Raw genomic sequence first — 24,049 nt, 5'->3', positions numbered from 1 at the left:
AACTCCTAGGCCCCGGTCAGGCTTTGCAACTGCAAGATCGGCAGCAGGATGGACAAAATGATGACGGCGACGATGCCGCCCATCAATATGATGATGATCGGCTCCAGCATGGCAAGCGCGGTCGAGGTAAAGGAGTCGAACTCGCGCTCCAGATAGTCCGCCGCCCGTTCCAGCATCGTATCGAGCCGCCCGGCGCTTTCACCGCTGGCCGCCAGATAGACCAGCAGCGGCGGAAACACCCCGGCGCGGCGCAGTGCCGCCGACAGGCTTCCCCCACCCCGGATCGCCTCGACAATCTCATCCGACGCGCGGCGCAGCACCCGATTATGCACAATGTTGGCCGTCAACGTCAGCCCCTCCATCAACGGCAAGCGGCTTGCGATCATGGTCGAAAGTGTGCGCGCCATCTGTGCCGCATGTAGATCGCGGATCAGTTTGCCCAGCACCGGCAGCCCCAGTAGCGTCGCGTCAAAGCGATAGCGGAACCGCTCATTCTTCATCGCCCGCCAGAAAGCCACGCCGCCCAATATCATAAGGATCAGCAACAGCCACCAATAGGCCGCCAGAAAGGCCGACAAAGCCATCACCATTCGCGTCAGCAACGGCAATTCCTGCCCGACCGTATCGAACTGTTCGACCACCTTGGGCACCACGAAGATCATCAATGCTGCCACCACGAACACGGCAAAGATCGCCAGCACGGACGGATAGGCGATGGCGGTCAATACTTTCGACCGCATCACCGCCTGCCGCTCCATCAGGCCAGACAATCGCTCCATGATCGTAGGCAAGCTGCCGGAGCTTTCGCCTGCGGAGATCATTGCGCGGTATAGCGGGGGAAAACTTTTCGGCTCCGCGCCCAGCGCATCGGCCAGCCGCCGCCCCTCCATCACGCCCGAATGGACCTTGCCGACAATCGCGCGGACATGGTCCTGCTCGCTCTGGCGCCCGATCGTGCGCAGCGACTCCTCCAGCGGACTGACCTGGGCCAGCGTCGCCAATTGCCGCGTGAACAAAGTCAATTCCTTGGCGCTCAGACGCGGACTGCGTAGCGACAGGTTTGCCCGCTTGCGCGCGCTCTCCACCGCGCTCGGCTCCAGCGCGACGATGAACAGCTTGCGCGCATCCAGCTTGGCGCGCGCCTCCTCGATAGTATCGGCCTTGATTGATCCCTTGCGGTCCTTGCCAGCCGGGTCGATCGCGACATAGTCATACTCAGCCATCGACGATCGTTTCCGCCTCGACCGAATCGCGCCGCGACACGCGGATCGCCTCTTCCGCCGTGGTCTGTCCGTCACGCACCAACGCGCGCGCCGCCGATCCCAGGTTGGGCGCATTGAGGAAGGCGTGGCGCGCAATCAGTGATTCGTCGCCACCATCATTGATCAGGCGGCGGATCGTATCATCGACCCGGATCGCCTCGAACACGCCGATCCGGCCCTTATAGCCCGTGCCGTTACATTCATCGCAGCCGCGCGCGCGATAGATAATCGTGCCGGGGTCGAAACCCAGCAGCGCACTGGCCGACTTATCCGCCTGCACCGGCTCGCGGCAGCTCTGGCACAAACGCCGCACCAGCCGCTGCGCGATCACCGCGCGCAGCGTCGACGCCAGCAAAAACGGCTCCACCCGCATGTCACGCATCCGCGTAATAGCGCCGACCGCATCATTGGTATGGACGGTGGACAGCACCAGATGCCCGGTCAGCGACGCTTGCACCGCAATCTCCGCCGTCTCGCGATCGCGGATTTCGCCGACCATCACCACATCGGGATCTTGCCGCAAGATCGCGCGGAGCCCAGCCGCAAAGGTCAGCCCGACCTTGGCATTCACCTGGGTCTGGCCAACGCCCTCCATCGCATATTCGACGGGGTCTTCGACGGTCAGGATGTTGCGCGATCCATCGTTCAACTGGCGCAAACCGGCATAGAGCGTGGTCGTCTTGCCCGACCCGGTCGGCCCGGTGACCAGGATGATGCCATTAGGCTCGCTCAACCCCTCGCGGAAAATCCGGTCCGGCGTCCCGTTCATGCCCAGCAGATCGAGCGTGATCCCGGCATTTTCCTTGTCGAGAATACGCAGCACCACCCGCTCGCCCGCCCGGCTCGGCAGGGTCGAGACACGCACGTCGAGCAACTTGCCACCCAGCGTCAGGCCGATGCGCCCATCCTGCGGCACCCGCCGCTCGGCAATGTCGAGCCGCGCCATTACCTTGATGCGGCTGACCACCACCGGCGCGACATGCGGGGGCATGCGCAGCGTCTCGCGCAACACGCCATCGACGCGCATACGGACGATGAGGCCGGTCTCATAAGGTTCGATATGAATGTCCGACACGCCCTGCCGCGCGGCTTCGGCGATGATGCCGTTGATCAGGCGGATCGCTGGCGCATCGTCGGCGCTATCCAGCAGATCGTCGGCCGTCGGAATATCCGCCGCCAAAATATCCAGTTCATCCCCGCCGACATCCAGCGATCCCGCCATGGCGGCCGCGCTGCCCTCCATCGCATAATGATTGGACAGATGCCGGTCGAACTCGGCGGGCGTCGTGAACACGACATCGAAACTGCGCGCCAGATGACGCCGCACCTCCAGCAGCACACGCGGATCGCTCCCCTCCCGCACGCCGATCGTCAGCCGCTCGCCTTCGATCGGCAGCATGACGACGCCATTCTTGCGCGCGAAGGTGTAGGGAATGTCGATGGCGCGGGGGGTGGCGATAACCGACATCATGGTGACGGGCTCACTCACAAAAACCTCCGTTCGTCCCCGGACTTGATCCGGGGGAAGTCGAAGCCCTCCACTGAGCGAAGCGAAGTGACCTCCCTTCGGTCGGTCGAGCCCTTCGACTTCGCTCAGGGCGAACGGTGAAAAATGGCGAACTCACTTACGCTCTCCACTCGGCGGCAGGTCCACCGGCCGCACCACGCCGCTCGACTGTCGCACAATAGGCTCGATCACTTCGGGTTGTGCAGGCACCATCACCGCATCGGTCGGCTGCGGCGGCAGCGGCGGCGTTGCACCCATATAATCGCGCACCAGTTCATCGATGGTTGGCTCCATGTCGGGATTACGTTGCAACTGCATCCCGCGAACATAGCCATAGCGCTGCTGCGTCAGCTTCTGCGCATCCTCCTTCGACCGCAGGATTGTCGGGCGGATGAACACCATCAAATTGGTCTTGGTCCGGCTACGACTGCGCGACTTGAACAATTCGCCCAGCCCTGGAATGTCAGACAGCAACGGAATCCGCTCGATCGTCTTGCGCTCATTATCGTCGAGCAATCCGCCCAGCGCCAATATCTCGCCATCATCGACCGTGACCGTCGTTTCGATCTCGCGCTTGTTGATGATGAGGTCGCTGCTGGAGTTGCTCACCGGACCGGCCACGCTCGACACTTCCTGTTTCAAAAACAGTTTGATCGCGCCGCCGGTGTTGATCTGCGGCTTCACTTCCAGCTTGATGCCGACATCCTGCCGTTGGACGGTGCGGAATTGATTATCGAAATTCTGGCTCAATGCCTCGCCGGTCGTGATCGGCACCTGCTGCCCGACCAGGATGGATGCCTTTTGATTGTCGAGCGTCATGACCGAAGGCGTGGACAGCAGGTTGCTTTCCGTATCCGATTTCACGGCGTTGATGATCGCGCCGAAAATGCCATTTTTGCCGATCTGCGTCCCCAGGCCACCGATAATGCCCGTGGCGCTTTGCAGGCTGCTGATCGCAGCCTGCTGCAAGCTGCTGGCTAGCTCGCCATTCTCCCGCACCTCCGTCGTGGTCCGCGTACCGTCCGGTGCAACCACTGTCGTCGTCGTCGTTCCAAGTTGCTCGGCACCATAAGCACCGGCCAGCGTCAGCAGATTGGGCGACGCATTGGAATAATTTGTCGCGGCAAAGCCGGTTGACGTACTGCCCAGCAAAAACTGTACGCCCAATTTCTTGGCCGCCGCATCGCTGATCTCAACGATAATCGCTTCCACCAGCACCTGTTCCCTGCGCGTGTCGATCTGGCGGATCGTTTCGCCCAGCATGCGCTGCACATCGCTGTTGGCCGCAACGATGATCGCGTTCGCTCCGTCATAGCGCGTAACGATTGCAGGCCCGCGCATGGATATGCCGCTGCCCGATGATGAAGCGGCAGCAACCGGCGCTGCGGCCTGCGCTGCCGGTGCAGCGCTGGCGTCCGCTGGCGTCGATGCCGTCACGGGCTGACTCGTGGATTGCCCGACCAACTGCTGCAATACAGGCAACAACTTCTCGGCGTCGGCATGTTCCAGCCAATAGACACGTATCTCCGTGCCGCTTGCCGCCTGCTGGTCAAGCTGCCGTGCCATGGCCGCGAGGCGCGCGACGCTATTGGCGTCGCCCCGGATGGCGATGGCATTGCTGCTGTCGATCGGCACCACGGTCGCAGCCGACGGCGCGGCATTTTCGCCCGATCCGCCGCCGGCTACCAGCGCCTGCAAAGACGTCGCGATTTCGCGCGCGCCTGCATTTTTGAGCATGATCATCTGCGTCGCCGACGTGTCCCGGTCAACGCGCGCAATGACTTGCCGGATGCGGGCGATATTGTCGGCATAATCCGCAACCACCACGCTGTTACCGGCGCGGTTGGCCGTGACCGACCCTTCCTTGCTCACCAGTGGACGCAATGTTTCCAGCGCACTCGCCGCGTCAATGGAGCGCAGGCGGAACACCTCGGTTACAAAGCTGTTGCGGCTGGCACCGCTGCCAACGCTACTGGGTTGGCCCGATGCGCCATCGGCGGGCTGGATGCGATAGGCACCGCCCGGTGCTGGCACCGCCACCAGCCCATTGGCGCGCAGGGTCGACAATACGATCTCGAAATATTCGGATCGGGACAAGGGCCGGTCGGTCACGACCGACACTTTTCCCTGCACCCGATTGTCGATGATGAAGGTGCGTCCCGTCACCCGCGCCGCGTCCTGAATGAACGCCCGGATGTCCGCATCGCGGACATTGAGCGTCTGCTGCGCCATCAGCGGCGCGGCGATCGGAGTCGCCAGCGCGAGGGCAAGGGCGGCGGTATGGAGGAGTTTGCGGGTCATTGGCCTTGCACGATCAGGTTGACGGAGGCGACGGCAGCGCCGCGCTCCACGGTCAGGGACAGGCGCGCACCGGGCGCAATCTGGTTCTGAATGGACTGGAGGTCGCCGATCGGCTGACCGTTGATCTGGGTCACGATATCGCCAGGTCGAAAACCGGCACTGGCAAAAGCTGGCCCCTTGGCGCTGACAACCAGTCCAGTGACGCGACCATTTTCCATGCGCGGGGCAAAGCCGATATCGCGCCTCAAACTGTCTGCACTCGGCGCGGAAGCGGGTGCGCCAGTCGATTCTTCCCCCGACGATACGGCACCAACCGAAGGCGCGTCGCCTTCTGGCGCTGCGGCGGGCGCGGGGGTCGATTGATCAATGAAAATCTGCTCTTCCGCCCCGCCCCGATCAATCGTCACATGATCGAACGCCACCGCCTTCAGCACGACGCCGGGCATGATTTCGTCACCCACGGCAAAACTATTCTGCACGCCGTCTGGCGATGCGATGATGGCAGAACCAAGCCCCGACCCTTCATTGACGCGCACGCCATAGAGGGTGAGCGCCAGTGAAGTGACAACGCCAGTGCCCGATGGGGTCGGGGCGTCGCTACGGAAGAAGGGATCGAAGGAGGCAAAAAGGGCCTGACGCGCGCTCGGCGACAAAAGTTGTGCCTGCCGCCCCTCCCACGGCCCGAAACTGCCCACCGGCACCATCATCGCCCACACAAGCCGCACCAGTTGCAGGGCAAGCAGGACCAGCAAGCCGCGCTCCAGCAGACGCCATCCGTCAAATGGCGGCAAACCACGCGGCCTGCGCTCGCTCCACCCGCGCACTGTCTGGCCAAACGGCACTCGCATAATCTGATGAAGCCCCCACTGATATGGAAGCCTGCTAGGCATTTCTCCTTACGGGACGATGACGTTTATATGACTGTAATATGACATGAGGGCAGGCACGCCCATCGCTTGCATTTTGCTGGTTGCGCGATAGCAACGGCGCCGTCTTCACGGCGCTATAATGCCATTGCAGGACCGATTATGACCGACCAGATCATCCCTACCGCCGCTGATGGCGACCCCGCCTGGATTGGCTCACACCCGCGGGTCCAGCGTGTCCCGACCAGGGAAATCACGCTGTTCATCCTGCGCGACTTTCTTTCAGCGCCCGATTGCACCGCCCTGATCGAGCGCATTGATGCGCAGCGCCGCCCCTCGACCATCGCCGATGCCAATGGTGACGGCTATTTCCGTACCAGCGAAACCTGCGACCTTGACCATGCCGACCCGTTCGTTGCCGGGATCAATGCCCGGCTCGACGCTTTTGCCGGCATTGCCACCCACTATGGCGAACCGATACAGGGGCAACGCTACGATGTCGGCCAGGAATTCAAAGCCCACACCGATTATTTCGATCCAAAGGGCGCGGACTATGCGACCTATTGCTCGGTCGCCGGCAATCGCACCTGGACATTGATGATCTATCTCAATGAACCGGCAGCGGGTGGCGCGACGCGCTTCACCAAGATCGGCAAGACGGTGCAACCGCAGACCGGCAAATTGCTCGCCTGGAACAACCGCCTTGCTCCGGGGCAGCCCAATCCCGCCAGCATTCACCACGGCATGAAGGTGCGCAGTGGCGTCAAGCATGTCATCACCAAATGGTATCGGGAAAAGCCCTGGGGCTGAAGTTGGGGGCCCGTCGCAGCGCGTGAGCGGCGGACCGCATATCCTGTGTGATCGAAAACAAAGCGACCGGCCCGCATGAAAACGGGCCGGTCGCTTTTTTGCCATCATCGGGCCGCGCAGGGGGCGACCCGTGACCGTCGCTTTAGAACGCCACCGTCATCGACGCGGCGATGGTGGTGCCGATCTTGTAGCGGTTATAGAAGACGCGACTGTCGCCCTCTTCCTGGAACTCCTGGAACTTCCGTCCCAATATGTTGCGGGCTTCGAACTTGAACTCGCTGTTGATGCCGCCGGGCAGCTTGACCCCCTGACGGGCCACGAAGTCCAATTGCACGCCTGGGCGTTCCTTGATGTCGGGCTGCAGATTCGGACCACGGCTGGTGACGCGGTCGCTGGCATAGGTCAGCAACAAGGTCTGCTGCGACAGCTTGTCCGTATCCTCCAGACCGATCTGCAGGTTGACCAGATGGTCGGACTGGCCAGTCAACGGCACACCGTTCAGGAAGAAGTCGGATGCCGCCGGCAGATCGCCTACGGTGTAGGTATAAGGAATGGTGGTGTCACCGTCCTTCACCCTCAGCTTCGATTGGGTGTAGGTATAGTTACCGATCAGCACGATACGACGGCTCAGGAAGAAGGACGAATCCGACCAGTTATCGAGCGGAATATATTTCTGCACTTCCAGCTCGGCACCATAGAGCGTCGCTTCGGGCGCATTGGCGAAGCTGGTCGCGACGCTGTAGGTATCCGTGATGGTCGTGTAGGTTTCGATTGGGTTCTCGATCTTCTTGTAGAAGGCTGCCGCCGTAATCCGTTCGTCGCGGCCCATATACCACTCCGCACGAACGTCCGCATTCCACAACTGGCTGTCCTGCAAGAAGGGGTTGCCGCGGAAGAAACGGTTCGATTCGGTGTCCAGATAAGGCTGGGCGATCAATTCGCGGAATTGCGGCCGAGCGATCGTCTTGGAGCCGCTGGCGCGCAGTTGCAGGCCCTTGGCGGCTTCGAGGGTAACCGTCACCGCCGGCAACCAATAGTCGTTGCGGATTTCATTGAAGGGCGTGACGCCCGTACTGTAAACGTCCACGCCGGTTACCGACATGTTGCCCTTTTCGTAACGGACACCGGCATTTACCGAGAGACCGGAGAAGAGTTCGGCCTGAACCTGGGCATAGCCTGCATGGGTCCGCAGCGCGGCATCATAGACCGGATAGTTGCCCGAAAAATCGAGCAGGCCGATATTATAGAGCTGGATCGAAGCATCCGACAACAGGAAGTCGGGGCGCAACTGCGTCACGGGGATCGGCAAGTTGACGGCGTCGAAATGCAGTTCATAGCGCGACGAACGACGCTTGGTATCATTGAAGGCATAGCCCGCCGTCAACGAATAGCCTGGCGCGATCTTGTAGCTCAAATCCGCACCGGCGAACCACAGATCCTCGTTCAGGTCACTGAACGTGATGGAAGCATCACCGCGCTGACGATTGAGCAGGTTGATGAAACGATCGCCCACTGGATCGATATCCAGGCTGACATTCGACCGCACATAGACGAACTCACGCTCATAAGGTGCTTCACGCTGCGAGTTGGCAAAGCCACCCCGCATGTCGAGGCTGAGCGCGTCAGTCAGCTTGAACTCGCCGACCAACTGCGTGTCGATCAATTGCCGCTCATACCAGGCGGTGCTTTGATTCATATAGTCGGCCGTTTGGATCAACCCGTCATTCTGACCGACGGCCAGCGCGCTACGCTTGAGCGTGTCGCGGATGTAGAGGTTCGTCCAGCGCAGCTTCTGCTCGCCCAGCTCCAGGCCAAAGCCCAACAGGCCGTTGACCGTGATTTCATTATCGGTGGCAACCTGCTGATAGCTTCTGCCCGCACCCTGTGCGACGTCGAGCGACGCCTGCTGCAGGTTGTCGCGCGTACGCCACTTATTGCTGTAGGACGCCGTGGCAATCACGCCCAGGCGACCATCACTGCCGACATCAACAGCGGTGCCGCCGTTGAGCGACGCCGAGAAATTGAATGGCAGGCTGTTGGTCCGCTGCACGACCGACGTAGCGGAATTGAGGAACTGCATGGAAATGGCCTGCTGATCCGCCCGGCTGATATCGGAGAAAGGCTTTCCGCTATTGAAGGCCTGCTGAAGCAGCGGCGGGACGTTGCGCGAACTGTCGTCAAAGCCCGTCCAGTCCGACTTGGAGCCATAATGGGTATAACCCATCTGCCCTGACGTTTCGGTATTGGCCGAACTGCCGACGCCGACTTCCAGATAGCTTTCGCTCGGAATGGCCTTGGTCGTCAGGTTGATGACGCCACCGCCAAATTCACCAGGGAAGTTGACCGAATAGGTTTTCTGCACCAGCGTCGATGCGATCACGCTCGTTGGGAAGATGTCGAGCGGAACAACGCGCTTCAAAGGTTCCGGGCTTGGCAGCGGCGAACCGTTGAGCAGCGCGAGCGAATAGCGATCGCCGAGACCCCGGACATAGACATAACCGCCCGACACGACCGACAGGCCCGTAACGCGCTGGAGCGAACCGGCGATATCGCCCTCGCCCGTGCGACGGATGTCGGCAGCCGACAGCACGTTCACCACTTGCGGAGCGGCTTGCGACACATTGCTGGTGCGACGGCCGGTGACGACGATGTTCGCGCCGGGAATCGACACGTCGAACCCGTCTTGCTGTTCTTCTTCTTGAGCGGCGGCTGGCGACACGGCACCGCCGGCGTCGATCTGCGCCATGGCGGCAGGCGCGACCAGGGCGGATGAAATCAGGAGCAGGCGCGCCAGGCTGAGCGGCTTCGACATGCTAAATGTCCCCCTTTGGGATATGCAGTGCAAAAGAAGGCGGGGAAGCGCAAATGCACGCTCCCCCGCCCCTGTTGAGGTCGTGGGTCCGATCAGGTCGTCGGGATCGCCGTGCAGCTACCGCTGGTGGTGCCGAAGTTGGCGGTCACCGAGTTGCAGGTCCAACCGGCATACCAGGTGTCGTTGCTGTCCTTGACCGCACCGATATAGGTGGTGGTGGTGAAGGCACTGTCGATCGTCTTGGGATCGACCGCCGGACGGGCGGTTTCGGTCGGGCCATTGATGAACAGGCTGGTCAGCGACGGGGTGTAGCTGATCGTGCTGTTCGGGCCAGCTTCGAAGATCGACTGAACCAGCGCGACATCGACGCCGCCGGTGCCCTTATAGGGCGTGCTGTTGCACTGCATCACCACCGAAATGTAGCGCGGCTTGCCAGCATCCTGCAGCGCGGTGTCGGCATCGCGCACCGTCGTCAGGCTATTGATGCGCAGGCAGCTCTGGGTCGGGCTGACGATGATGCCGTTGACCAAAGCGAGGTCGGCACCGCCACGCAGCAACATCGACGCGCCGTTGTCGCCGGTGTTCGAGCGCTGGATATGGGTGAAGTTGGCAACCTTCAGATACTGGCGCGGCAGGGCGTCTTCGCTGTTGTTGGCTGCACTACCACCGTTCGAGTCGGTTTCGAGGAAGGTGTCGCCGATATTGTTGCCTTCACGCTGGATCGAAAGAACGAACTGTGCCGTTCCGCGGAAGCCCATGTCGGTATCCAGATTGTCGTCTTCGTTGCCGGTCAGCACCAGGTAACGCGGATGCGCCGCACCACCGAAAAATTCGATGCCATCGTCCGAGCTGTTGTGGATCTGGATATGATCCATTTCGGTGTTGGTGCCGACACCCGATGGCGTCAGGCCCTGAAGCTCCTTACCGTCGGACAGCACGAAGCCCGAATAACGGATCTGCACATAGGACAGGCGGCCCGAATCGTCGGCATCGTTGGTGCCGCCGTACAGGGCGTTGCTGGTGCCTTCCGTATCACGCTCACAGGCGTTGGTGCCGGGCGCGGCGGCCGGGGCGAGACAGTCGGTGATCTTCGCGCGGCCGAGCAGCACGATGCCACCCCACTGGCCCGACGACTGGTCGGTCGCAGTGCCAAGCACGTTTTCACGGCTGGTGAAAATGATCGGCTGCGTCGCCGTGCCGATCGCATTCAGACGATTGCCGCGATTGACGGCGAGGAAGGCATTGCCGGTGCCGGCAAAGACAACGACGCCCGGATCGATCGTCAGCGTAACGTCGGTGTTGGTGCTGGCGGCACCCTGGTCGGTGCCGACATCAACGCGGCCTGGCAGCGAATAGATGACGCCCGCGACCTTGGGGATCGCGGCCGAGCTGGTGAAGCGGGCAGGGAAGCCGCAATTGCGCCAGGTGTTGCCGCCGTTGGTGATGGTGCCGAGGTCAGTGAGCTGTGCCGCGCCGGAAATGTTCGGGCAATTGGCGGCCGGGGTCACGCCGGTCGGCGTGGGGGTCGGCGTTGGCGTGGGGGTCGGCGTCGGCGTTGGCGTCGGCGCGGGGATGACGATGGTGCCTTCGCCCGGCGAGGAAATGTCGTCGGCGCCGCAAGCGCTCAGACCGATGCAAGCGCAGCTCGCCATCAGGATCGTGTGAATACGGTTAATCTTGGCCATGTCGTCTCCGCTCCGGCTGCTGCCGGGATGTGTTCAGGATGCGGAGCGCAGGGGAATTCGAATCGGATAACGCCCCCTGTCACCCTCAAGCAGGGCAACTAGGCGCGGGACGTGACAGGCTTGTTGGTATTTCGTGACAGCGGAGCGTCATTTGAATGACGCTTTTATGACTTTCATGTCATTATGATGACGACCTTCACCGCGACAAGGTTAAGGGTGCCACCCTTATGAGCGACACCCTTAGTTAACTCTTCAAAGCTGAATGCAAGCGCTGAATAATCAGCGCATGGCGTAGCTGGTCTGGATACGGCTCATCGCACGGCGCGCGATGTCGCGCGAAGACGCTTCTTCGCCATTGGCCAGTACCAGCACGGATTCGGGCGCAAATCGCGCACTTTTATAGGCGCCATGCGCGTCGGCGATCCGCCCCATGCCAAGATAGGCGTGGCCAAGATTAATAAGCCGCGCGGGATCGCTCGCAGCGTCCGGGCGTACCGCGTTCAGGCGCTTGGCGGCCTTCTCAAAATCGCCGCGCATCAAGGAGCCTGCCGCCAGCCGCCCATCAGGCACACCCACAACGACCACCTCATCCGGTGCGGCCTGGGCCATGCCCGGCGCGACACAGGCCAGCGCAAAACCCACCATTACCGCTACCGTCTTCATCACATTTCTCCTGAAAAAAACTTCTTACTATAGTCAGGAGTATTTCATTTAGATGACATCGGCGCAAGAGCGTGCAATTTTGATGAAACAAATTTGTTTCACGTAAAAACAGCAGCTTATGAATATTTCATCACACTGTCATAAAAGCGTAATCGAAAGGACAGGTCGATGTCCATCGATTCGCGACGCGAGTCGTGACAAAGCTCCGGCGGAGATCGCACGCGAAGCCGAAACAAGGATGTGGGGGAATAAAGTCCGGGAGGTTCTGTTGCCCGGCCCTCCCGGAGGCCGCTGAATTCCCTTCTGTTGCCCGGTGGGTTCAACCGCGCTATTTTGGGGTAACGTCAGGCCGTGAGGCCCTCAGTTACGCCGCAATGGCGAGTGCTTCGTTATCGTTGGCACTTGTGAGTTTTGCACAGTTTAACGGCTTACACGGGCCGGGTAAAAATATCGCCTTTGAACACACGTCGATCCTAGTTCGGCCCCGTCAGACATCCCGCCGGGCATGAAGCCCATCGGGATATGTGGTGGAACCGCCGGGTACTGCCCCCGGGTCCGCTGCGTCTATTATACGACACAATTTATCACCATAGCCGGGCGAACCCGGCACACTCTATATGCGCGCGCCCGCACGGTTTTTCAAGATGTTCCGTCAGAGGGCCGAGAGCCGTCAGGATAAATTTTGCCTTCACTCTAATCGACGGGTAGGGCGGCCCCATGTGTATCATGGCCATGGCATGGGCCGCGCATCCGCGCTGGCGGCTGATCCTGATCGGCAATCGCGACGAATATCACACGCGCGCCGCCGCGCCGCTTGCACGCTGGGCCGACCGGCCAGGCATCATCGCCGGGCGCGATCTGCAATCAGGCGGCACATGGCTGGGAATATCGGAAGCAGGCCGCGCGGCGATCGTCACCAATTTGCGGGGCTATGGTCATCCCCAGCCCGATCGCGCTTCACGCGGGGGGCTGGTGACGGACCTGTTGGCCGGTGACGGGCGCTATGCCGATGCGCAAACAGCCGCGCTTGACGAGTTCAACCCCTTCAATCTCATACTTATCGATCGCGACGACGCGCATTTCCTGACCAACCGGCCCGTTCCATCGCGTATCCGTCTGACGCCGGGCCTTTATGGCCTGTCCAACGGTACGCTGGACGCGCCATGGCCAAAGGTGCTGACGCTCAAGGCGGCGTTGCTCGACTGGCTGACCGGCGACGTCAGTCCGCCCGGCAGGCTGTTCGATGCCTTGCGGATGGAAAAGCTGCCAAACGCGGGCATGCAACCAACCATCCCGTCCGACATGGCGGACGAAGCGACGGCTTCGCCCATCTTCATTCGCGATCCTGTCTATGGAACGCGATGCAGCAGCCTCGTCGCGATCGATATGGACGGTGTCGGCATGATCGTGGAGCGCCGCTTTGATGCGACGGGAGCATTGACTGGCGAGAGTCATATCACCTTCCAATGGCCGCTCTGACCATGTCCAGCCCTCGATCAGCCCGCCGAGCGAGGTTGCCGTGCCAGGAACAGGGATGAGCGCACGACCGGCGTATCGATCAGCTTGGCTTTCATCAACGTCCGCAAACGCTCCGCCCCATCGGGGTTCAGCATCACGACCCGCGTGCCCCCGGCCGGCAGCGCCTCGATGGTTGAGATCGCAAGGCTGTGGCGTTCGCACATAGCCTTTATCTCAGTCAGTTCGGCTTTGATGTTAATTGCGCGACTCATATGCCCTTGCCTTCCACATAGATGGTGATGCGGCCAAGTGCCGCGCGCGCAGCCGCAAAGCGGTCAGACAAGCATGGCTGGTCAGGGTGACGATGTTTAAGCTGGACCAAGAGGGTCGCTCCTTGCTGGCAAGCGGGAGCGCGATCGTCTCTCGGTCACGCGAATGCTTGCAGGCAGGGTTCGCGTCGATGGCTGCCCATAGCAGGCGCAGCGCCCCTCTGTCGCGCTGTTTCGGTTGCGATATTTCTTATCGGACGCACGCACGCCACCGCTTCCCCTCGCCCGCCTACCGCCCTATAGCCTTGTCCCCATGATCCTCGTCATCGACAATTATGACAGCTTCACCTGGAACCTGGTCCATTATCTGATGGAATTGGGCGCGCGGGTCGAAGTCGTCCGCAACGACGCCATTTCTGCGGGCCAGGCGCTCTCCAGCGGTGCCAAGGCCTTCCTCCTCTCGCCCGGTCCCTGTACGCCGAACGAAGCGGGCGTCAGCCTCGACCTCGTCGCTGCCTGTGCCGATGCGGGCGCGCCCTTGCTTGGCGTGTGCCTTGGTCATCAGGCGATCGGCCAGCATTTCGGCGGCAAGGTCGTGCGTGGCGGCCTGATGCACGGCAAGACATCCCCCGTCACCCATGACGGCACCGGCTTGTTCGCGGGCATCCCCTCGCCCTTCACCGCCACCCGCTACCACTCGCTGATCGTCGAGAATATTCCTGCCGAACTCGTCGTCAACGCGACGAGCGAAGATGGCTCGGTCATGGGCTTCCGCCACGCAACCCTGCCGATCCACTCGGTCCAGTTCCACCCCGAAAGCATCGCGACCGAACATGGTCACGACATGCTGGCCAATTTCATGCGGATCGCCGGCATGAAGGTGAAGACGCGCGAAGCCGCCTGACGCCTGTCCTATCGGGATGGGCTTTGCTATGCTGCGCCGGTCACTTTCCAAATCTGTCGGCAATAGGAAATCATATTTCAAATTGTGCGGGAAAAGTGCGAAGTTAAGCCCTAACGGCCTCTCGACTAACCGGCCCTGTCCCGACTAAGGCAAAGCGTCATGACCCGCCTGCCCGACCCCTCCTCGCCGCTCGACGCGCAGGCTGCCGCCATCGCCTTCGACCTGCTGTTCGACGCCGACCTGCCCGAAGCGGAGATCGCCGCCTTCCTCGTCACCATGGCCCGACGCGGCGAAAGCGCGATAGAGATTGCCGCCGCCGCCCGCGCCATGCGCGCCCGCATGATCCCGGTCACCGCCCCCGCCGGAGCCATCGACGTCTGCGGCACCGGCGGCGATGGCCATCATACGCTCAACGTCTCGACCGCCGTATCGCTGGTGGTCGCCGCCGCTGGCGTGCCGGTCGCCAAACATGGCAATCGCGCCGCCTCCTCAAAGGCCGGGGCCGCCGACACGCTCGAAGCGCTGGGCCTCAACCTCGACCATGCCGCCACCACCGCCGAAGCGACTCTCGCGGATCTGGGCATCGGCTTCCTCTTCGCGCAAAACTACCACCCCGCGCTCAAACGCCTCGGCCCCATTCGCAAGGCGATCGGCGAGCGCACCATCTTCAACCTGATGGGACCGCTGGCCAACCCTGCGGGGGTCCGCCGCCAACTCGTCGGCATCGCCCGCCCGGCCTACGTCCCCATTTATGCGCAGGCACTCGCCGAACTCGGCGTCGACCGGGCGATGATCGTATCGGGCGACGAAGGTCTGGACGAACTCTCGCTCGCGGGCGGTAACGATATGGCGGAGGTCGCTGGCCACCGCCTGATCGCGATGCACCGTATCACTGCCGCAGAACTCGGCCTGTCTACCCACCCGGTCGAAGCCATCAGAGGCGGCGATGCGGCGCATAACGCCGCCGCCCTGCGCGCGCTGCTCCAGGGCGAGACTGGTCCCTATCGCGACGCGGTGCTGCTCAACGCCGCCGCCGCCCTTGTCGTCGCGGACGCCGTTACCGACCTGCGCGAAGGCGTCGAGGAAGCCGCCGAGACGATCGATCGCGGCCTCGCCAACGCCCTGCTCAATTGCTGGATTGCCTACACATGACCAACAAGCTGATCGAGATTTGCGACTATAAGCGCGAAGATGTCGCCCGGCGCAAAGCCGCGACCAGCGTCGCCGCGCTTCACGCCTGCGCCAGCGAACAGACGCCCCCGCGCGGCTTCCGCAAGGCGCTGGACGATGCGGCGCGCTCCGGCTTCGGCCTGATCGCGGAAGTCAAGAAGGCCAGCCCCTCCAAGGGCCTGATCCGCGCAGATTTCGATCCCCCCGCCCATGCCCAGGCCTATGCCGCGGGCGGCGCGGCCTGTCTGTCGGTGCTGACCGACGAACCCTATTTTCAGGGCCATGATGACTATCTGATGGCCGCCCGGTCTGCCTGCGCGCTGCCGGTCTTGCGCAAGGATTTCATCGTCGATCCCTGGCAGATCCTCGAAAGCCGCGCGCTCGGCGCCGACGCGATCCTCATCATCGTCGCCGCGCTGGACGACGGGCAGATGGCGGAAATCGAGGATGCCGCGCTCGGCCTTGGCATGGACGCGCTCATAGAAGTGCATGACGAAGCCGAACTCGACCGGGCGCTGAAACTCCGCTCGCGCCTGATCGGCGTCAACAACCGCGACCTGCGCGACTTCACCGTCGATTTCGCCCGCACCTATGAACTGGTGGGGAAAGCCCCCGACGGCTGCACCTTCGTCGCCGAAAGCGGCCTCACCGGCCATGCCGACCTCACCGCCATGGCCGACCATGGCGTGCGCTGCTTCCTCGTCGGGGAAACATTGATGCGGCAGGCTGATGTCGAAGCCGCCACCCGCCACCTGCTGACCGGCGCATGAGCGATCTCACCCATCTCGACCCCGACGGCGCAGCCCGCATGGTCGATGTCTCGGCCAAAGCCGTGACCGCGCGCGAAGCCGTTGCCGACGGACGGATCGAGATGAGCGAGGAGGCCGCCGCCGCGATCCTCGCTGGCCTGGTCAAGAAAGGCGACGTCCTCGCCGTCGCGCGGGTCGCGGGCATCATGGCCGCCAAGCGCACCGCCGATCTCATCCCGCTCTGCCACCCGATCGCGCTCAGTGCCGTGACGATAGATTTCGACCTGGACGACACCGGCGTCCGCGTCACCGCCACCGCGCGCACCGCATGCCAGACCGGCGTCGAGATGGAAGCACTGACCGCCGCCTCCGTCGCCCTGCTGACCATCTACGACATGGCCAAGGCGATCGACAAGGCGATGGTCATCGACGGCGTCCGTCTGCTCAGCAAGACCGGGGGCAAGTCGGGCGACTGGCACAGGCCCATGAGCCTGCTGCCCGTTGCGGAGGCGCAGGCCCGCCTGTTCGCCCTGGCCGACCCGCTGCCTGTCGAGGACGTTCCAGTTACCGCCTGCGCCGGACGCTGGCTCACCCACGATGTCGTCGCGCAGCGCGCCCAGCCCTGGGCCGACTTGAGCGCCATGGACGGCTATGCCGTGCGCGCCGCTGAGGCTCCCGGCCCCTGGCATGTCACCATGACCAGCAGCGCAGGCGGCACACCGCCGCCGCCCCTCGCGCCGGGCGAAGCCTGCCGCATCTTCACCGGCGCGCCCTTACCCGAAGGGGCCGACGCCATCCTAATCCAGGAGAACGCCACCCGCGACGGCGACAGCCTGACCGCCAGCACCGACCCACTCCCTCCCGGCCGCCACGTCCGCCCCGCCGCATCGGACTTCGCGCAGGGCGCGCCCCTGCTCAAGGCAGGCTCGCGGCTCGGCCCGACCCAGATCGCGCTGGCCGTATTGGGCGGCCATGGCAGCTTGCCCGTCGGACAGCGGCCCAAGGTCGCGCTACTCTCGACCGGCGACGAACTGGTGCCGCCCGGCGTGCCAACCCCGCCGGGGGCTCTCCCCTCCTCCAACGCCCCGATGCTCGCCGCGATGCTGGCCGCCGTGCCCTGCGACGTCATCGACCTCGGCATCGTAGCCGACGATCTCGACGCCATGGTCACAGCGCTCAGTCGCGCGCGCCAGGCCGACATCATCGTCTCAACCGGCGGCGCATCGGTCGGCGATCATGACATGGTCCGTCCCGCCTTCGCGCAAGCCGGCGGCACGCTCGATTTCTGGAAGATCGCCATGCGCCCCGGCAAGCCGCTGATGGCCGGACGGCTCGGCAGCGCGCTATTCTTAGGGTTACCCGGCAACCCCGTGTCGGCTTTCGTCACCGGCACCCTGTTCCTGCTGCCCCTGGTCCGCCATATGGCGGGCGCAAGCGCCCCGCTCCCGCCCCTTCACGAAGCCCGCCTCGCGTCCCCCCTCCCCGCCACCGGCGACCGCGACGATTATCTCCGCGCCTACCGCAGCGAAGGCGGCATCGTCTCGGTCACCTCGCAAGACAGCGCCGCCACCGCTGCCATGGCCCTGGCCGACTGCCTGATCGTCCGCCCCGCCGGTTCTCCCCCCGCGGCCATCGGCAACACGGTGCAAATTCTGCCCCTGCCCTGATCCGGTCGCTTGACTAATCTTCATCTGTTTCCTATGCGTTCCTTATACGTTCCACGGAGGACCGCAGCCATGTTGACGCCCAAACAGCAGGAATTGCTGAGCTTCATTCAAACCCGATTGGAGGAAGGCGGCGTGTCGCCCTCTTTCGAGGAGATGAAGGATGCGCTGGATCTGCGCTCCAAGTCGGGCATTCACCGCCTGATCAACGCGCTCGAAGAACGCGGCTTCATCCGCCGTCTTCCCAACCGCGCGCGCGCGCTCGAAGTGTTGAAGCTGCCCGATGCCATGCATCGCATCCCGGCCCCGATCATCGCGCCCAAACCGCAGGTGTCGGCACCACAACTCATCGCCGCCAACGACGTCATCGAAATCCCGATGCATGGTCGGATCGCGGCAGGCGTCCCGATCGAGGCGATGGAGGGGCAGACGATGTTGTCCGTTCCCGCCGCCCTGCTTGGCGCAGGTGATCATTATGCGCTGGAAGTGTCCGGCGATTCGATGATGGAGGCCGGTATTCTCGACGGTGACTTCGCGCTGATCCAGCGGACCGAAGTCGCGCGCGAAGGCCAGATCGTCGTCGCCCTGATCGACGATAATGAAGCCACGCTCAAATATTTCCGCCGCGAAGGGCAGAGGGTGCGGCTCGACCCGGCCAATAGCGCCTATGAGCCGCAAATCTACGACCCGCGCCAGGTCCAGATCCAAGGCAAGCTCGCCGGACTGCTCCGCCGCTATAATTGAGGTCGAGGCCGCGCATACAACGGGCGCGGTTTCGATGGATCATAGCGGCGCGATCGCTTGGGGATCGGCGCGATCCAGGGATGCGCGTCACCCGCCTGACGCACCGTGCGAATGGCGGCATGGTCCAGATCGATGGCCATGCCGCCGGTTCGCGCCAGCAGGCGGCGGTCGATCTTGAGCCAGCGCGGGCGGCACCAGCGCGGCAGGCCACGATCGGCAATGACGATATCCGCCGCCGCGCAATCGCGTTCGAACGTGGCGCGATCCACCAGCATGTCGCTGCGGGTCACGAGCAACTGCCAGCGCCGACCACCCGCCATCAACCCGACCGCGCACAAATCGCTCGAACAGCGCGCCTGCGGCAACCGCGCGATCGGCTCCAGCGCACCATCATAGCCCGCGCTCTCCGACAAGACATCGCGCACATAATCGCCCGCCCCCGCGCGCAATATCGCCATGCGCCCATCGGGTGTCCGCACGGCAACATGGCGACCATCGCCGGTCACCAATATGTCGGGCGGCGACAGCAATAATAGGGCGATAACGCCTGCCCCCACCGGCCCCAGTCCCAACCAGCGCCATCGGCTACGCCACAATAAGCACCAGACCAGTCCACCCATTATCACGGAAAAGACGGATGAAGGCACCGATGGCGTCAACATCGTCGCCCAGGGACTGGCCGACACGCCATGGGCGATCGCCAGCAGCAACGTCAGCGCTTGCTGCGTCAACCACCAGAAAGGCGCGCCGAGGCCGACCAGATCGAACAGCAATGCCAGCGCCTCCAATGGCATCACGACAAAGGTGGTCAGCGGGATCGCGATGATATTGGCGAACGCCCCCAACATGCCCGCCTTGTGAAAATGGAACAGCGCGATCGGCATCAGCACAAGTTCGATGACGAAGCCGGTCGCCAATGTCACCAGCAGCATGCGCGCAACCTTGCGCCAGCGCACCTCATCCCGCGCGGCGGCAAAGGCGCGGAACCGCTTATGTTCCGCCAATGCCACCAACGCCGTGACCGCCGCAAAGCTCATCTGAAAGCTCGGCCCGACCAGCGCTTCGGGCCAGAAGACCAGCACAATCAGCGCGCCCGTGGCGACCAACCGTAACGTGATGGCATCCCGCCCCATTGCCAATCCGCCCAGCACCAGCAGCGCCGCGATGCAGGAGCGCACTGTTGGCACCTCCGCACCAGTCAACAACGTATAGCCCACACCTGCGAGTGCGCCCCCCGCTGCTGCGATCAGCATCAAGGGCCAGTCGAGCGCGGCCCGCCGACTAAGCGCCATGATCCGCATCAGCAGGAATATCACCACGCCAATCAACGCGGTCACGTGCAGGCCACTGATCGACAGAAGATGGGCAAGGCCGCTATCGCGCATCGCTTCGGCATCGGCATCGGCGATCGCACCCTGATCGCCGGTCGCCAATGTAATCGCAATCCCCCTGGCCGGATCGTCCACCTTATCGGCAACATGGGCAAATAGCCGCGCGCGTAATGGCGGGTCACCCACCGCAGGCTTCACCACCTCAACGGGCCGCAACGCCTTGCCGGTCGCGCCAATGCCCTGGAAATAGGCGCGTGCAGCGAAATCATATCCGCCCGGAACGCTGGGCGGCGCGGGCGGCATCAGTCGCACGCGAAACCGGATCACCGCGCCCCGGCCCAGGCCATCCGGCACATCACGCTCGCTGACATTGACCCTGATGGTGCCGGGCAATGTCGGCGCACCAGCGGGACGCAGCATCACGCGCACCATCTGTCGCGCTGGCACGGCGCGCACCGAAAGAACCTCGCCCGTCACTTCCACAAATGTCGCGCGCGCCAGGGGCGGCTCGCCCAACATAACGGCTTTGCCCCAGATCAGCACACACCCCATGCAGGCCAATATGCCGCCTGCGGCCATCATGCGCCGCAACCGCGCGCCCTCCGGCAGCAACAGCCCCAGACAGGCCAGCGCCAGCGCCCCACAGCAAAAGGCCAGCCAGGTCATACGATTGGGCAGAGCGAACCACGCCGCAATGCCGATACCCAGCGCAACCGGCACCCATAGCGGCACCTGCTCCCGCTCTTTCTCCAACCAGCGCTCCGCCGCCGCAAACCCGACGCGCACGCGCCTGGCAACCGCGACCATAAGGGAGGTTTGTCGTGGCTCGAAAGCCATGCTAGGGGGCATCGCATCCATGGATCAGAAGGGCGAATGTCAGGCAATATGGCGGTGAACGCAACGGGAATGAACAAGCCGGTGGTGACCCGTTTCGCCCCCTCGCCAACAGGCTTCCTCCATATCGGCGGTGCCCGCACCGCCTTGTTCAACTGGCTGTTCGCCCGCCATCATGGCGGCAAGTTCCTGCTGCGGATCGAGGATACCGACCGCGCCCGCTCGACCGAGGAAGCGGTCGCCGCGATCTTCGACGGGCTGGACTGGCTCGGCCTTGGTGGCGATGAACCGGCCGTATTCCAGTTCGAGCGGACGCCGCGCCATGCTGAGGTCGCCAATACCATGCTGGCAAACGGCCATGCCTATAAATGCTATGCCACGCCTGAAGAACTGGCCGCTCTGCGCGAAGAACAGCGCGCCGCCAAGAAGCCGATGCGCTATGATGGCCGCTGGCGCGACCGCGCGCCCGAAAAAGCCCCCGAAGGTGCGCCCTTCGTCATCCGCCTTAAAGCGCCACGCGAAGGCGAAACGGTGATCGAGGATGCGGTCCAGGGCCGCGTCGTCGTGCAGAATGCCGAACTGGACGACATGATCCTGCTGCGGTCGGACGGCACCCCCACCTATATGCTGGCCGTGGTCGTGGACGATCATGACATGGGCGTCACCCATGTCATTCGCGGCGACGATCATCTAAACAACGCCTTCCGCCAACTGTGCATCCTCCGCGCTATGGAATGGGAAGAGCCGGTCTACTCGCATATCCCGCTGATCCACGGATCGGACGGCGCAAAACTGTCCAAGCGCCATGGCGCGCTCGGCGTCGACGCCTATCGCGACGAGATGGGGATGTTGCCCGAAGCGGTGCTGAACTATCTGTTGCGCTTGGGCTGGGGCCATGGCGACGAGGAGTTCATCCCCATCGCCCGCGCCATCGAACTGTTCGATATTGCGGGCGTCGGTCGCTCGCCCTCGCGCTTCGACATCAAGAAGCTGGAGAATCTCAATGGCCATTATCTGCGCGAAGCCGATGATGCCCGTTTGGCAGCCTTGGTAGCCCCCCGCGTCGAAGCGCGATTGGGCAAAGCGCTGCCCGAAACCGGCATGGCACTTTTGGGGGAGGCGATGGCTTCGCTCAAGCCAAGGGCCAAGACGCTTAACGAAATTGCGGAAGGGGCGGAATTTTTGTTCAAAAATTGCCCGCTTGATTTTGACGAAAAGGCATCCCTTCTGCTAGACGACTCGGCGCGCGCGCTGCTGGCAAAGACGGCCGACGCTCTCTCGACTGTTCCGTCCTGGACGGTCGAAGCGATCGAAGACGCGATACGCCGCGTGGCGGAGGATGCCGGTCTGGGACTGGGCAAGGTGGCGCAGCCGTTGCGGGCAGCGCTCACCGGGCGCACCGTCTCGCCGGGGATTTTCGATGTCCTCTTCCTGTTGGGGAAAGAGGAAAGCTTGGAACGGCTGACCGATGTGGGGCACGCATCGGCCGGTTGATGGCACTCAAGGAGAACAATATGTCGGATAATAATGCCACTTTGACCGTCGGAGGAGCGACGAAGGACTATGCCGTCATGGACGGTTCGGTCGGCCCCCAGGTCATCGACGTTCGCAAGCTTTACGCCAATACCGGCATGTTCACTTATGATCCGGGCTTCACCTCGACGGCAAGCTGCGAATCGGGCCTGACCTATATCGATGGCGACGAAGGCGTTCTGCTGCATCGCGGCTACCCGATCGGCCAGTTGGCCGAAGAATCCAGCTTCATGGAAGTCTGCTACCTGCTGTTGAACGGCGAACTGCCGTCCAAGACCGAGCTGGAAGACTTCATCACCACCATCACGCGCCACACGATGGTGCATGAACAGCTCACCACCTTCTATCGCGGCTTCCGTCGCGACGCGCACCCCATGGCGATCATGTGCGGCGTGGTCGGTGCCCTGTCGGCCTTCTATCATGACTCGACCGACATTAACGATCCGGTGCAGCGCAAGATCGCGAGCCACCGTCTGATCGCCAAGATGCCGACGATCGCGGCGATGGCCTATAAATATTCGGTGGGCCAGCCCTTCGTCTATCCGCGCAACGACCTGTCCTACACCGCGAACTTCCTGCGCATGACCTTCTCGGTCCCCGCGGAGGAATATATCCCCGATCCCGTGATCGTGGACGCCATGGACAAGATTTTCATCCTCCATGCCGACCATGAGCAGAATGCCTCGACCTCGACCGTGCGCCTCGCTGGTTCGTCGGGTGCCAACCCCTTTGCGTGCATCGCGGCCGGCATCGCTTGCCTCTGGGGTCCGGCGCATGGCGGCGCGAACGAAGCCGCGCTCAACATGCTCCGCGAAATCGGCACCGTGGACAAGATCCCCGAATATATCGCCCGCGCCAAGAACAAGGACGATCCGTTCCGCCTGATGGGCTTTGGCCATCGCGTCTACAAGAATTACGATCCGCGCGCGACGGTCATGCAGAAGACCGCCAAGGACGTGCTGGAGAAGCTGGGCGTCAACGATCCGGTCTTCGACGTCGCCAAGGAACTGGAGCAGATCGCGCTCAACGATCCCTATTTCATCGAAAAGAAGCTCTACCCCAATGTGGACTTCTATTCGGGCGTGATCCTGTCGGCGATCGGCTTCCCGACCGAGATGTTCACGGTGCTGTTCGCTCTCGCCCGCACCGTCGGCTGGGTGGCGCAGTGGAACGAAATGATCTCTGATCCAGCGCAGAAGATCGGCCGCCCACGCCAGCTTTACACCGGCCCGACGCAGCGCGACTATGTGCCCGTCGACAAGCGCTGATCCGCGCCAGGGTTGAAACACAAAACGGCGCTCCGAAAGGGGTGCCGTTTTTCGTTGTGCGGGCACGATAGAAAGCGTGCGCGTAGCATCGGCAAGACGCAGCTATGCCGCGTCAGCCAAAACATCATCAATGTCGGAAAATGGTGGAGCCTAGCGGGATCGAACCGCTGACCTCCTGCATGCCATGCAGGCGCTCTCCCAGCTGAGCTAAGGCCCCAT

Annotated in this window: 18 protein-coding genes, 1 tRNA gene, 1 other RNA gene and 1 pseudogene; 10 read left to right on the top strand and 11 right to left on the bottom strand. The window is 62.9% G+C overall.

Going from position 1 to position 24,049, the window contains the following annotated elements:
* Nucleotides 1–5: 5 nt before the first annotated feature.
* From gspF to V2I08_RS02985, 4 genes are all read right to left on the bottom strand, one after another.
* Nucleotides 6–1,223, bottom strand: coding sequence for a type II secretion system inner membrane protein GspF (gene gspF, locus V2I08_RS03000; RefSeq protein WP_349633851.1), 1,218 nt, complete (start codon nucleotides 1,221–1,223; stop codon nucleotides 6–8).
* Nucleotides 1,216–2,733 carry a type II secretion system ATPase GspE gene (gspE, locus tag V2I08_RS02995; RefSeq protein WP_349633900.1) on the bottom strand — a complete coding sequence of 506 codons (1,518 nt, stop codon included), beginning with the start codon at nucleotides 2,731–2,733 and terminating at the stop codon, nucleotides 1,216–1,218. The genes gspF and gspE overlap by 8 nt, the downstream gene beginning before the upstream one ends.
* A 150-nt stretch (nucleotides 2,734–2,883) precedes the next feature.
* Nucleotides 2,884–5,070, bottom strand: coding sequence for a type II secretion system secretin GspD (gspD, locus tag V2I08_RS02990; protein WP_349633850.1), 2,187 nt, complete (start codon nucleotides 5,068–5,070; stop codon nucleotides 2,884–2,886).
* Entirely contained in the window at nucleotides 5,067–5,918 is an 852-nt protein-coding gene (locus tag V2I08_RS02985) for a type II secretion system protein N (protein ID WP_349633849.1), read from the bottom strand. The genes gspD and V2I08_RS02985 overlap by 4 nt, the downstream gene beginning before the upstream one ends.
* 180 nt (nucleotides 5,919–6,098) lie before the next feature.
* On the opposite strand from V2I08_RS02985, the gene V2I08_RS02980 reads away from it, so the two are divergent.
* Nucleotides 6,099–6,746 (top strand): 2OG-Fe(II) oxygenase, encoded by a 648-nt coding sequence (locus V2I08_RS02980; RefSeq protein ID WP_349633848.1) that lies wholly within the window; start codon nucleotides 6,099–6,101, stop codon nucleotides 6,744–6,746.
* A gap of 142 nt (nucleotides 6,747–6,888) precedes the next feature.
* Here the strand turns inward: V2I08_RS02980 and V2I08_RS02975 are convergent, their stop codons facing one another.
* The 4 genes from V2I08_RS02975 to ssrA all read right to left on the bottom strand — a co-directional run bounded on the left by V2I08_RS02975 (nucleotide 6,889) and on the right by ssrA (nucleotide 12,553).
* Nucleotides 6,889–9,558, bottom strand: a complete 2,670-nt coding sequence (locus V2I08_RS02975; RefSeq protein WP_349633847.1) for a TonB-dependent receptor domain-containing protein — start codon at nucleotides 9,556–9,558, stop codon at nucleotides 6,889–6,891.
* A 92-nt stretch (nucleotides 9,559–9,650) separates the two neighbouring features.
* Nucleotides 9,651–11,243, bottom strand: coding sequence for a hypothetical protein (locus V2I08_RS02970; protein WP_349633846.1), 1,593 nt, complete (start codon nucleotides 11,241–11,243; stop codon nucleotides 9,651–9,653).
* 279 nt (nucleotides 11,244–11,522) lie between these two features.
* A complete protein-coding gene (locus tag V2I08_RS02965) occupies nucleotides 11,523–11,906 on the bottom strand; it encodes a tetratricopeptide repeat protein (RefSeq protein WP_349633845.1) in 384 nt (127 codons plus the stop codon).
* Nucleotides 11,907–12,198: 292 nt separating this feature from the next.
* Nucleotides 12,199–12,553: a transfer-messenger RNA gene (gene ssrA / locus V2I08_RS02960) on the bottom strand.
* A 70-nt stretch (nucleotides 12,554–12,623) separates the two neighbouring features.
* Between ssrA and V2I08_RS02955 the strand changes: the two genes are divergently transcribed.
* On the top strand, nucleotides 12,624–13,385 hold the full coding sequence (locus V2I08_RS02955; protein WP_349633844.1) for an NRDE family protein: 762 nt from the start codon (nucleotides 12,624–12,626) through the stop codon (nucleotides 13,383–13,385).
* A 17-nt stretch (nucleotides 13,386–13,402) separates the two neighbouring features.
* Here V2I08_RS02955 and V2I08_RS02950 read toward each other — a convergent pair whose 3' ends face one another.
* The gene (locus tag V2I08_RS02950; RefSeq protein WP_349633843.1) at nucleotides 13,403–13,636 is read right to left on the bottom strand and encodes a hypothetical protein; all 234 of its coding nucleotides are present in this window, start codon (nucleotides 13,634–13,636) and stop codon (nucleotides 13,403–13,405) included.
* A gap of 310 nt (nucleotides 13,637–13,946) precedes the next feature.
* On the opposite strand from V2I08_RS02950, the gene V2I08_RS02945 reads away from it, so the two are divergent.
* From V2I08_RS02945 to lexA, 6 genes and pseudogenes are all read left to right on the top strand, one after another.
* Nucleotides 13,947–14,537, top strand: a complete 591-nt coding sequence (locus tag V2I08_RS02945) for an aminodeoxychorismate/anthranilate synthase component II (RefSeq protein ID WP_349633842.1) — start codon at nucleotides 13,947–13,949, stop codon at nucleotides 14,535–14,537.
* 159 nt (nucleotides 14,538–14,696) lie between these two features.
* The gene (gene trpD, locus V2I08_RS02940; RefSeq protein WP_349633841.1) at nucleotides 14,697–15,689 is read left to right on the top strand and encodes an anthranilate phosphoribosyltransferase; all 993 of its coding nucleotides are present in this window, start codon (nucleotides 14,697–14,699) and stop codon (nucleotides 15,687–15,689) included.
* Nucleotides 15,686–16,477 (top strand): indole-3-glycerol phosphate synthase TrpC, encoded by a 792-nt coding sequence (gene trpC / locus V2I08_RS02935; RefSeq protein WP_349633840.1) that lies wholly within the window; start codon nucleotides 15,686–15,688, stop codon nucleotides 16,475–16,477. Before trpD ends, trpC begins: the two co-directional genes overlap by 4 nt.
* Nucleotides 16,474–16,932 (top strand): annotated as a pseudogene (moaC, locus tag V2I08_RS02930) (cyclic pyranopterin monophosphate synthase MoaC); the annotation flags it as partial. The gene trpC and the pseudogene moaC, both read left to right, overlap by 4 nt.
* Before the next feature lie 9 nt (nucleotides 16,933–16,941).
* Nucleotides 16,942–18,123, top strand: a complete 1,182-nt coding sequence (glp, locus tag V2I08_RS02925; RefSeq protein WP_349633899.1) for a gephyrin-like molybdotransferase Glp — start codon at nucleotides 16,942–16,944, stop codon at nucleotides 18,121–18,123.
* A 69-nt stretch (nucleotides 18,124–18,192) separates the two neighbouring features.
* Nucleotides 18,193–18,864: a transcriptional repressor LexA gene (gene lexA, locus V2I08_RS02920; protein ID WP_349633839.1), complete on the top strand. Its 672-nt coding sequence runs from the start codon at nucleotides 18,193–18,195 to the stop codon at nucleotides 18,862–18,864.
* On the opposite strand, the gene V2I08_RS02915 is transcribed toward lexA, so the two are convergent.
* Complete coding sequence (locus V2I08_RS02915) at nucleotides 18,855–21,002, bottom strand: ComEC/Rec2 family competence protein (protein ID WP_349633898.1); 2,148 nt, start codon at nucleotides 21,000–21,002, stop codon at nucleotides 18,855–18,857. The two genes, lexA and V2I08_RS02915, sit on opposite strands and share 10 nt — an antisense overlap.
* Nucleotides 21,003–21,068: 66 nt before the next feature.
* Here V2I08_RS02915 and gltX point away from each other — a divergent pair, with 66 nt between their 5' ends.
* Together gltX and V2I08_RS02905 are read left to right on the top strand one after the other, a co-directional pair.
* Nucleotides 21,069–22,523 (top strand): glutamate--tRNA ligase, encoded by a 1,455-nt coding sequence (gltX, locus tag V2I08_RS02910; protein ID WP_349633838.1) that lies wholly within the window; start codon nucleotides 21,069–21,071, stop codon nucleotides 22,521–22,523.
* A gap of 20 nt (nucleotides 22,524–22,543) precedes the next feature.
* Nucleotides 22,544–23,830: a citrate synthase gene (locus tag V2I08_RS02905; protein WP_310222001.1), complete on the top strand. Its 1,287-nt coding sequence runs from the start codon at nucleotides 22,544–22,546 to the stop codon at nucleotides 23,828–23,830.
* 141 nt (nucleotides 23,831–23,971) lie between these two features.
* On the opposite strand, the gene V2I08_RS02900 is transcribed toward V2I08_RS02905, so the two are convergent.
* Nucleotides 23,972–24,047: transfer RNA gene (locus tag V2I08_RS02900), tRNA-Ala, on the bottom strand.
* Nucleotides 24,048–24,049: the final 2 nt, after the last annotated feature.

The sequence above is a fragment of the Sphingobium sp. MK2 genome (assembly GCF_040170545.1).
GTDB lineage: Bacteria > Pseudomonadota > Alphaproteobacteria > Sphingomonadales > Sphingomonadaceae > Sphingobium.
This window is presented reverse-complemented; position numbering and strand designations above follow the sequence as displayed.

Excerpts from the sequence above, each read along its gene's own strand:
- V2I08_RS02915 (WP_349633898.1), bottom strand. The coding sequence starts at position 21,002 with ATGGTCGCGGTTGCCAGGCGCGTGCGCGTCGGGTTTGCGGCGGCGGAG.
- trpC (WP_349633840.1), top strand. The coding sequence starts at position 15,686 with ATGACCAACAAGCTGATCGAGATTTGCGACTATAAGCGCGAAGATGTC.
- V2I08_RS02955 (WP_349633844.1), top strand. The coding sequence starts at position 12,624 with ATGTGTATCATGGCCATGGCATGGGCCGCGCATCCGCGCTGGCGGCTG.
- gspE (WP_349633900.1), bottom strand. The coding sequence starts at position 2,733 with ATGATGTCGGTTATCGCCACCCCCCGCGCCATCGACATTCCCTACACC.
- V2I08_RS02965 (WP_349633845.1), bottom strand. The coding sequence starts at position 11,906 with ATGAAGACGGTAGCGGTAATGGTGGGTTTTGCGCTGGCCTGTGTCGCG.
- gspD (WP_349633850.1), bottom strand. The coding sequence starts at position 5,070 with ATGACCCGCAAACTCCTCCATACCGCCGCCCTTGCCCTCGCGCTGGCG.
- gltX (WP_349633838.1), top strand. The coding sequence starts at position 21,069 with ATGTCAGGCAATATGGCGGTGAACGCAACGGGAATGAACAAGCCGGTG.
- lexA (WP_349633839.1), top strand. The coding sequence starts at position 18,193 with ATGTTGACGCCCAAACAGCAGGAATTGCTGAGCTTCATTCAAACCCGA.
- V2I08_RS02985 (WP_349633849.1), bottom strand. The coding sequence starts at position 5,918 with ATGCGAGTGCCGTTTGGCCAGACAGTGCGCGGGTGGAGCGAGCGCAGG.
- V2I08_RS02905 (WP_310222001.1), top strand. The coding sequence starts at position 22,544 with ATGTCGGATAATAATGCCACTTTGACCGTCGGAGGAGCGACGAAGGAC.
- glp (WP_349633899.1), top strand. The coding sequence starts at position 16,942 with ATGAGCCTGCTGCCCGTTGCGGAGGCGCAGGCCCGCCTGTTCGCCCTG.
- gspF (WP_349633851.1), bottom strand. The coding sequence starts at position 1,223 with ATGGCTGAGTATGACTATGTCGCGATCGACCCGGCTGGCAAGGACCGC.
- V2I08_RS02975 (WP_349633847.1), bottom strand. The coding sequence starts at position 9,558 with ATGTCGAAGCCGCTCAGCCTGGCGCGCCTGCTCCTGATTTCATCCGCC.
- trpD (WP_349633841.1), top strand. The coding sequence starts at position 14,697 with ATGACCCGCCTGCCCGACCCCTCCTCGCCGCTCGACGCGCAGGCTGCC.
- V2I08_RS02950 (WP_349633843.1), bottom strand. The coding sequence starts at position 13,636 with ATGAGTCGCGCAATTAACATCAAAGCCGAACTGACTGAGATAAAGGCT.
- V2I08_RS02980 (WP_349633848.1), top strand. The coding sequence starts at position 6,099 with ATGACCGACCAGATCATCCCTACCGCCGCTGATGGCGACCCCGCCTGG.
- V2I08_RS02945 (WP_349633842.1), top strand. The coding sequence starts at position 13,947 with ATGATCCTCGTCATCGACAATTATGACAGCTTCACCTGGAACCTGGTC.
- V2I08_RS02970 (WP_349633846.1), bottom strand. The coding sequence starts at position 11,243 with ATGGCCAAGATTAACCGTATTCACACGATCCTGATGGCGAGCTGCGCT.